Annotated in this window: 7 protein-coding genes and 1 pseudogene; all 8 read left to right on the top strand. The window is 65.7% G+C overall.

Annotation, left to right across the window (positions count from 1 at the left end):
* Positions 1 to 541: ABC transporter permease subunit (locus tag EN742_RS18180; protein ID WP_128333103.1), on the top strand; the 541-nt coding region annotated here is incomplete at its 5' end.
* Between the two features lie 20 nt (positions 542 to 561).
* A complete protein-coding gene (locus tag EN742_RS18175; RefSeq protein ID WP_126056352.1) occupies positions 562 to 756 on the top strand; it encodes a hypothetical protein in 195 nt (64 codons plus the stop codon).
* Positions 757 to 1,097: 341 nt separating this feature from the next.
* Positions 1,098 to 2,270, top strand: coding sequence for an FMNH2-dependent alkanesulfonate monooxygenase (gene ssuD, locus EN742_RS18170; RefSeq protein WP_126056351.1), 1,173 nt, complete (start codon positions 1,098 to 1,100; stop codon positions 2,268 to 2,270).
* Positions 2,267 to 3,688: an FAD/NAD(P)-binding protein gene (locus EN742_RS18165; RefSeq protein WP_126056350.1), complete on the top strand. Its 1,422-nt coding sequence runs from the start codon at positions 2,267 to 2,269 to the stop codon at positions 3,686 to 3,688. The genes ssuD and EN742_RS18165 overlap by 4 nt, the downstream gene beginning before the upstream one ends.
* 163 nt (positions 3,689 to 3,851) lie before the next feature.
* Entirely contained in the window at positions 3,852 to 4,955 is a 1,104-nt protein-coding gene (gene sfnG, locus EN742_RS18160) for a dimethylsulfone monooxygenase SfnG (protein ID WP_128333102.1), read from the top strand.
* Between the two features lie 90 nt (positions 4,956 to 5,045).
* Positions 5,046 to 5,960 (top strand): ABC transporter ATP-binding protein, encoded by a 915-nt coding sequence (locus EN742_RS18155; RefSeq protein WP_128333101.1) that lies wholly within the window; start codon positions 5,046 to 5,048, stop codon positions 5,958 to 5,960.
* Positions 5,960 to 6,856: a branched-chain amino acid ABC transporter permease gene (locus EN742_RS18150; protein WP_189341517.1), complete on the top strand. Its 897-nt coding sequence runs from the start codon at positions 5,960 to 5,962 to the stop codon at positions 6,854 to 6,856. The genes EN742_RS18155 and EN742_RS18150 overlap by 1 nt, the downstream gene beginning before the upstream one ends.
* Before the next feature lie 2 nt (positions 6,857 to 6,858).
* A pseudogene (locus EN742_RS18145) lies at positions 6,859 to 7,077 on the top strand (branched-chain amino acid ABC transporter permease); the annotation flags it as partial.

The following is a 7,077-nucleotide window of genomic DNA, read 5'->3' as shown; positions in this document are numbered from 1 at the left end:
CGTCATCGGCGTTCCGGTCGGGCTCGCCATCGGCATCAGCCAGATCGGGCGCGGCGTCTTCGATCCGCTGCTCGAATTCCTGCGCCCGATCCCGCCGCTCGCTTATCTGCCGCTGATCGTCATCTGGTTCGGCATTGGAGAATCGTCGAAGATCCTGGTGATCGCGATCGCCATGCTGGCGCCGGTGGCGCTGTCGACCGCCGCCGGGGTGCGCGGCGTCTCGCGCGAGCGCATCGACGCAGCGCGTTCGCTCGGCGCGACGCGGAGGCAGGTCGTTCGCCATGTCATGCTGCCCAGCGCCTTGCCCTCGATCCTCACCGGCCTGCGCATCGCGCTCGGCGCCGGCTGGTCGACGCTGGTGGCCGCCGAACTGGTGGCGGCCACACGCGGGCTAGGCTTCATGATCCAGTCGGCGGCGCAGTTCCTGGTGACCGACGTGGTGGTGATGGGCATCCTGGTGATCGCGACCATCGCCTTCGCGCTGGAGTTCGTCATCCGCAGGGTCGAGCGCGCGCTGGTTCCCTGGGCGGGCAAGGACTGAGCGAAACAAGGAGAATGATGATGAACCATTCCACCGCCGTGCTTTTCGCCCAGGTCGGCGACTGGCTGCTTGCCAGCACAAAGGAAGCCGTGGCGTCGGAGACGCCGCTGAACGAACCGAAATCGCCGGCGCCGGTGCGGCTGGACCCCGGGCGCGATCGCCTGCCGCCACGCGACGAAAGTTTTTACTGGGCCTGGCAGTACTGGTCGCAGTGACCTCGTCGACCGGATCCGCCCCCCCCCCCGATGCGCAGAAAACAATTCCGGCTTGCGAGTCCAACTCGCAAGGTTGTTCGTCTACCAAATCATAACCGTCGCCTAGAACCGTCTTCCAACCGGCGGGGAGATACCCCGGCGCCGAAGACGTTAACGCGATGACGCTCAACTCGTTGGTTAGCGCTCGCTGCCATTCCGCAGGAAAATCAGGTGTTTGATAAAGAATTCCAGGATCCAGCCCCGAAATAGAAGGTACAATCTCAACAATCCTAGACTTTATGCTTGATGATAGCAGTTAGCCGCTGTCACGAACTGGAGTTAGTCTCTTGAGAACAATAGACATGAGTGCCGAAATTCCCGATCGCATCAAGGTGCTGTGGTTCCTGCCGACGCATGGCGATAGCCGATATCTCGGAACATCCGAAGGTGGCAGGGCGGTCGATCTCGACTATCTGACCCAGGTGGCGCAAGCGGCCGACACGCTTGGCTACTATGGTGTGCTTTTGCCGACCGGTAGATCATGCGAGGATTCCTGGGTCGTCGCCTCAGCGCTGGCGCCGCTGACGAAACGGCTGCGCTTCCTGGTCGCGGTGCGGCCGGGCCTGCAATCGCCGACGCTTGCCGCGCGCATGACGGCGACGCTCGACCGCATCTCCAACGGCCGGCTGCTGATCAACGTGGTCACCGGCGGCGATCCGCTTGAAAACAAGGGCGACGGCATCTTCCTGTCGCATGCCGAGCGCTACGAGGTGACGCAGGAGTTCTTGCAGGTCTACAAGCGGCTGCTGCGTGGCGAGACGGTCGAGCACGAGGGCCGGCATTTCCACATCGAGGATGGCCGGCTGCTGTTCCCGCCGGTCCAGGCGCCCTATCCGCCGCTCTATTTCGGCGGCTCGTCCGACGCCGGGTCCGTCGTGGCTGCCGAGGAAATCGACAAGTACCTGACCTGGGGCGAGCCGCCGGCCGATGTCGAGCGTAAGCTCGACGGCGTGCGCAAGCTCGCCGACAAGGCGGGCCGCAAGCTCTCCTTCGGCATCCGCCTGCATGTCATCGCCCGCGAGACGACGGCGGAAGCCTGGGCGGCCGCCGACCGGCTGATCAGCCGGCTCGACGATGCGACCATCGCCTCGGCGCAGAAGGTGTTTGCCCGCATGGACTCTGTCGGCCAGGCGCGAATGAGCGCGCTGCATGGCGGCGACCGGTCGAAGCTTGAGATCGCGCCGAACCTCTGGGCCGGCGTCGGGCTGGTGCGGGGCGGCGCCGGCACGGCACTTGTCGGCGATCCCGCCACGATCGCCCAGCGCATCGACGAGTACCGCCGGCTTGGCATCGACACCTTCATCCTGTCGGGCTATCCGCATCTCGAGGAAGCCTATCGCTTCGGCGAGCTGGTGCTGCCGCATTTGCCGACCGACCACCTGGTCAAGGTCGCAGGTTCCTCCGTCAATACGGGTCCGTTCGGCGAGACCATCGCCGGCGACCATCGGCCGAAATCGCTCGCCAGCGCATCGTGAACGCGCTGCCGCCCCGGCCGCGAAGCCATATCGCCATCCTCGGTGGCGGTTTCTCGGGCGCGGCCGTTGCCTGGCACCTGGCCAGGCAGCGTCCGCATGCATCCGTCACGGTGATCGAGCCGCGCCCGTTCCTGGGTGGCGGGCTAGCCTATTCCAGCGAGGAGCCGTCGCATCGCGTCAACGTTCCCGCGGCCAGGATGAGCCTGGTCCCGGACGAGCCCGAGCATTTCTTGCGCTGGCTCGCCCACGACGGTGAAGTCGGGCGCGATCCGGACTCGGTCTGGCGCAACGGCGACGTCTTTCCGAGGCGGCGGGTCTTCGGCCGCTATGTCGCCGAACAGCTGGCGCCTTTTGTCGAGACTGGAGCGGTCCGCCACCTGCGTGACGACGTGCGGAAGGTGAGGCGCAGCAGCGACGGCGGCTGGACTGTTTTCACCTCGGATCAGCCGATCTCGGCCGACGTGGTCGTTCTTGCCATGACGCACCCGTCGCCCGATGTTCCTGCCTTCCTGAAGCCGGTCGCCGCCACGCGCGGCTTCGTTGCCGATGTGTATGCCCGGGATGCGCTCGGTTCGATCGCTCCCGGGGCGTCGGTGTTGATCGTCGGCTCCGGCCTGACCTCGGCCGACACCGTCGCCGAGCTCGACCGCCGCGGCCATCGCGGCCGCATCCTGGCCGTGTCGCGGCATGGGCTGCGCTCGCGCGGGCATCCGGATGTTCGCGGCGAACCGTTCGGCGATTTCGTCTCGGCGCCGGCCAGCACCGCGCTTGCATTGCTCGAGCGCGTTCGTTCGACATTGGCGGCAGCCGAGGCCGCCGGCGTCAACTGGCAGTCGGTCTTCGATCAGCTTCGCTTGCAGGGACCGCTGGTGTGGTCTGCGCTCGGCACTGAAGAACGCATGCGGCTGGTGCGCCGGCTGCGCGTCTTCTGGGACGTGCATCGCTTCAGGATCGCGCCGCAGGTCGCCAGCGTGCTCGAGCGCCGCCGTGCCGAGGGCACGTTCGACAACATCGCGGCCAGTCTGGTGGCCTCGAAGCAGGACGGGGATCGCCTGGCGGTTAGCCTGCGGCGGCGCGGCCAAAAGCAGATCGAGACGCTGCAATTCGACACCGTGGTGAACACCACGGGACCGGCGCATGGCAAGGCGCTCCACCTCAACCCCGCGTTGCGTTCGCTTGCCGAGGCCGGCCTGATCAGGGCCGATCGTCATGGGCTCGGCATAGAAACAGGCCTCGATAGCCGTGCCGTCGGCCCTAAGGGCGCGCCGCTTGCGGGGCTGTTCGTCGCCGGTCCGCTGGCGCGCGGCACTTTTGGCGAGTTGATGGGGCTGCCGGAAGTCGCTCGCCATGCGCAGGCGGTCGCCTCGGAAATCGAAGGCCGGCTCGGCGCCCTGCCTTCGATCCCGGCCGCGGGCTGAAAATCCGCAACGGATGCGGCTGTGCGAATTGGTATTTCCGTCCGGGCGTGGCCGTGAAAACGGAAAATCCTACTTTGTATATATACTCAATAGACTAATAATTGTCCGCACGTTCGGCCACCGCCGGACCAATTGTTGGGACAGGCCAAGCCGGGAGATTTTCATGCCACAGAACGATCGCGACGCAGTCAAATTCGCCTATTGGGTACCGAACGTCTCGGGCGGGCTCGTCATCTCGAACATCGAGCAGAGGACCAATCATTCGGCGGAGTACAACCGCAAGCTGGCCCAGATCGCCGAGAAGGCCGGCTTCGATTATGCGTTGAGCCAGATACGCTTCACCGCCGGCTACGGCGCCGACGAGCAGCATGAATCGGTGTCGTTCAGCCATGACCTGCTTGCCGCCACCACAAGCCTGAAGGTGATCGCAGCGATCCTGCCCGGTCCGTGGAATCCGGCGCTGGCCGCCAAGCAGCTCGCCACCATCAGCTACCTGACCAATGGCCGTGTCGCCATCAATCTCGTCTCCGGCTGGTTCCGCGGCGAGTTCCACGCCATCGGCGAGCACTGGCTCGACCATGACGAACGCTATCGGCGCTCGGAAGAGTTCATCCGCGCGCTGCGCGGAATCTGGACCGAGGACAGTTTCACCTTCCGCGGCGACTTCTACCGCTTCAACCAGTACTCGCTGAAGCCGAAGCCGCCGCAGCCGCTGCCGGAAATCTTCCAGGGCGGCTCGTCGCGCGCGGCCCGCGACATGGCCTCCCGCGTGTCCGACTGGTATTTCACCAACGGCAATACGCCGGAGGGGATCGCCAGGCAGGTCGACGACATCCAGGCCAAGGCCAAGGCCAACGACCATTCGGTCAAGGTCGGCGTTAACGCCTTCGCCATCGTGCGCGAGACCGAGGAAGAGGCGAAGGCCGTGCTGGCCGAGATCATCGCCAAGGCCAATCCGGAAGCGGTCAACGCCTTCGGCCACGAGGTCAAGAACGCCGGCAAAGCCTCGCCGGAAGGCGAGGGCAACTGGGCGAAATCGTCCTTCGACGACCTAGTGCAGTACAATGACGGCTTCCGCTCGAACCTGATCGGCACGCCGAGGCAGGTGGCCGAGCGCATCGTCGAGCTGAAGCGCGCCGGCGCCGATCTTATCCTGCTCGGCTTCCTGCATTTCCAGGAAGAGGTCGAGTATTTCGGCAAGCACGTCATCCCGCTTGTGCGCGAGCTGGAAGCAAGGCAGGCCGAAACGGTTCTCGCCGCCGAATAATCAACCGTCATTGGAAATCGCGATTGCCCTGCACGCCCGAGCCTTCGGGCGGCAACGGGCTTCGCCACGAAACGCCGAGGACGCCCGCAGATGCCGACCGCCAACTACGCCTTTGGAGTGGCCGAGGCTTCGGTCTATGCGCCGGAGATCCTGGCGCGAGGCCTGTCGGATGGGCAGCCATCGCACAAGAACGAGCCGGTTTCGGCCGACGCTTCACCGGCGCTGCTTGCGATGGAAGGCATCGGTCTGTCTTTCGGCGGCGTGGTGGCGCTGGCCGATGTCGATCTTTCCGTAGAACCGGGCGAGATACGCGCCATCATCGGGCCGAACGGCGCCGGCAAGAGCTCGCTGATCAATGTCATCAGCGGCGTCTACCGGGCCGATCGCGGCCATGTCGCGCTGCACGGCGTGCGCTATGCTCAGGTTCTGACGCAGCGTCTGGCGCGCTTGGGGGTCGCCAGGACATTTCAGAACCTCGCTTTGTTCAAGGGTCTCAACGTCCTCGACAATGTCGCGTCGGGTCTTGCCTACAAGACGCGGTCCAACTTCGCCGGCCAGATCCTCGGGCTTGGCCGCTCGCGCCGCGAGCAGGCCGAGCAGCGCGGCCGCGCCGACCAGATCCTCGAATTCCTGCATCTGACCGCGGTGCGCGACCGGCTTGCCGGCACCTTGCCCTACGGCCTGCAGAAGCGGGTCGAGCTTGCCCGCGCGCTGGTCGCCGAGCCGCGCCTGCTTTTGCTCGACGAGCCGATGGCCGGCATGACCGCCGGCGAAAAGATCGAGATGGCGGCCTATGTGCGCGCCGCCCGCGACCGCTTCGCCACAACCGTCGTGCTGATCGAGCACGATGTCGGCGTCGTCATGGGCCTTTCGGACCGCATCGCCGTGCTCGACTACGGGCGCAAGATCGCCGACGGCACACCCGACGAGATCAGGAACGATCAGCGCGTAATCGATGCCTATCTCGGCGTCGCCTCCGACAATGAGGATGGGGCAGGCATATGATCGGCGATTTCGACTACCAGTTCTTCCTCGAGGTGCTGACAGGGGGGCTGCTCTCAGGTGTCATGTACTCGCTGGTCGCGATCGGCTTCGTGCTGATCTACAAGACTTCCGGCGTGCTGAACTTCGCGCAAGGGGCGCTGCTGCTCTTCGCGGCTCTGACCTTCGTCAGCCTCGTCGAGCGCGGCGTTCCGTTCGCGCTGGCGCTGGCTGTCACCTTCGCCATCATGGTGGCGCTCGGCATCGGCATCGAGCGCGCGGTGCTGCGGCCGCTGACCAACAAACCGCCGATCACGCTGTTCATGGCCACGCTCGGCCTCTCCTACATCATCGAGGGCGCCGCCCAGCTCATCTGGGGCACGCAGGTGCACGGCCTCGAGCTCGGCATCGAGGACGTGCCGCTGGAAGTCGGCGGCGTGCTGATCAGCCAGTTCGACATCTTCGCCGCCGCCGTGGCCGCCGCCATGGTGCTGCTCTTGTCGCTGTTCTTCCGCTACACCCGCATCGGCCTAAGCTTCCGCGCCGTCGCCGACGACCAGTTCGCGGCACTTGCCGTCGGCCTCAGGCTGCCGCTGATCTGGGCGAGTGTGTGGGCCGCGGCCGGCCTTGTCGCCCTGGTGGCCGGGCTGCTGTGGGGCGCGCGTCTCGGTGTCCAGTTCTCGCTGTCGCTGGTGGTGCTGAAGGCGCTTCCCGTGCTCGTGCTCGGCGGCTTCGATTCCATCCTCGGCGCCATCGTCGGCGGGCTCTTGATCGGCGCCAGCGAGAAGCTCGCAGAGGTCTACATCGGCGACTATTTCGGCGGCGGTATCGAAAGCTGGTTCGCCTATGTCGTCGCGCTCGTCTTCCTGCTGATCCGTCCCTCCGGCCTGTTCGGCCAGAAGCTTGTCGAAAGGGTCTGACCATGAGCGCGATCGCAACCGAATTGCCCGCAGCCGAATTGTCCACGGGCGCAGGCCTGCCGAAATGGCTGGCGCCGTTGATCCTCGTCGCCTTCGCCTACACGGTCGTGCCGCTCATCGGCGGCTCCTATCTGTTCGAGGCGATCCTGCTGCCGTTCCTGGCGCTCAGCCTGGCGGGCGTCGGGCTGAACCTCCTCACCGGCTATGCCGGCCAGGTGTCG

Source organism: Mesorhizobium sp. M4A.F.Ca.ET.020.02.1.1 (assembly GCF_004022645.1).
GTDB lineage: Bacteria > Pseudomonadota > Alphaproteobacteria > Rhizobiales > Rhizobiaceae > Mesorhizobium.
This window is presented reverse-complemented; position numbering and strand designations above follow the sequence as displayed.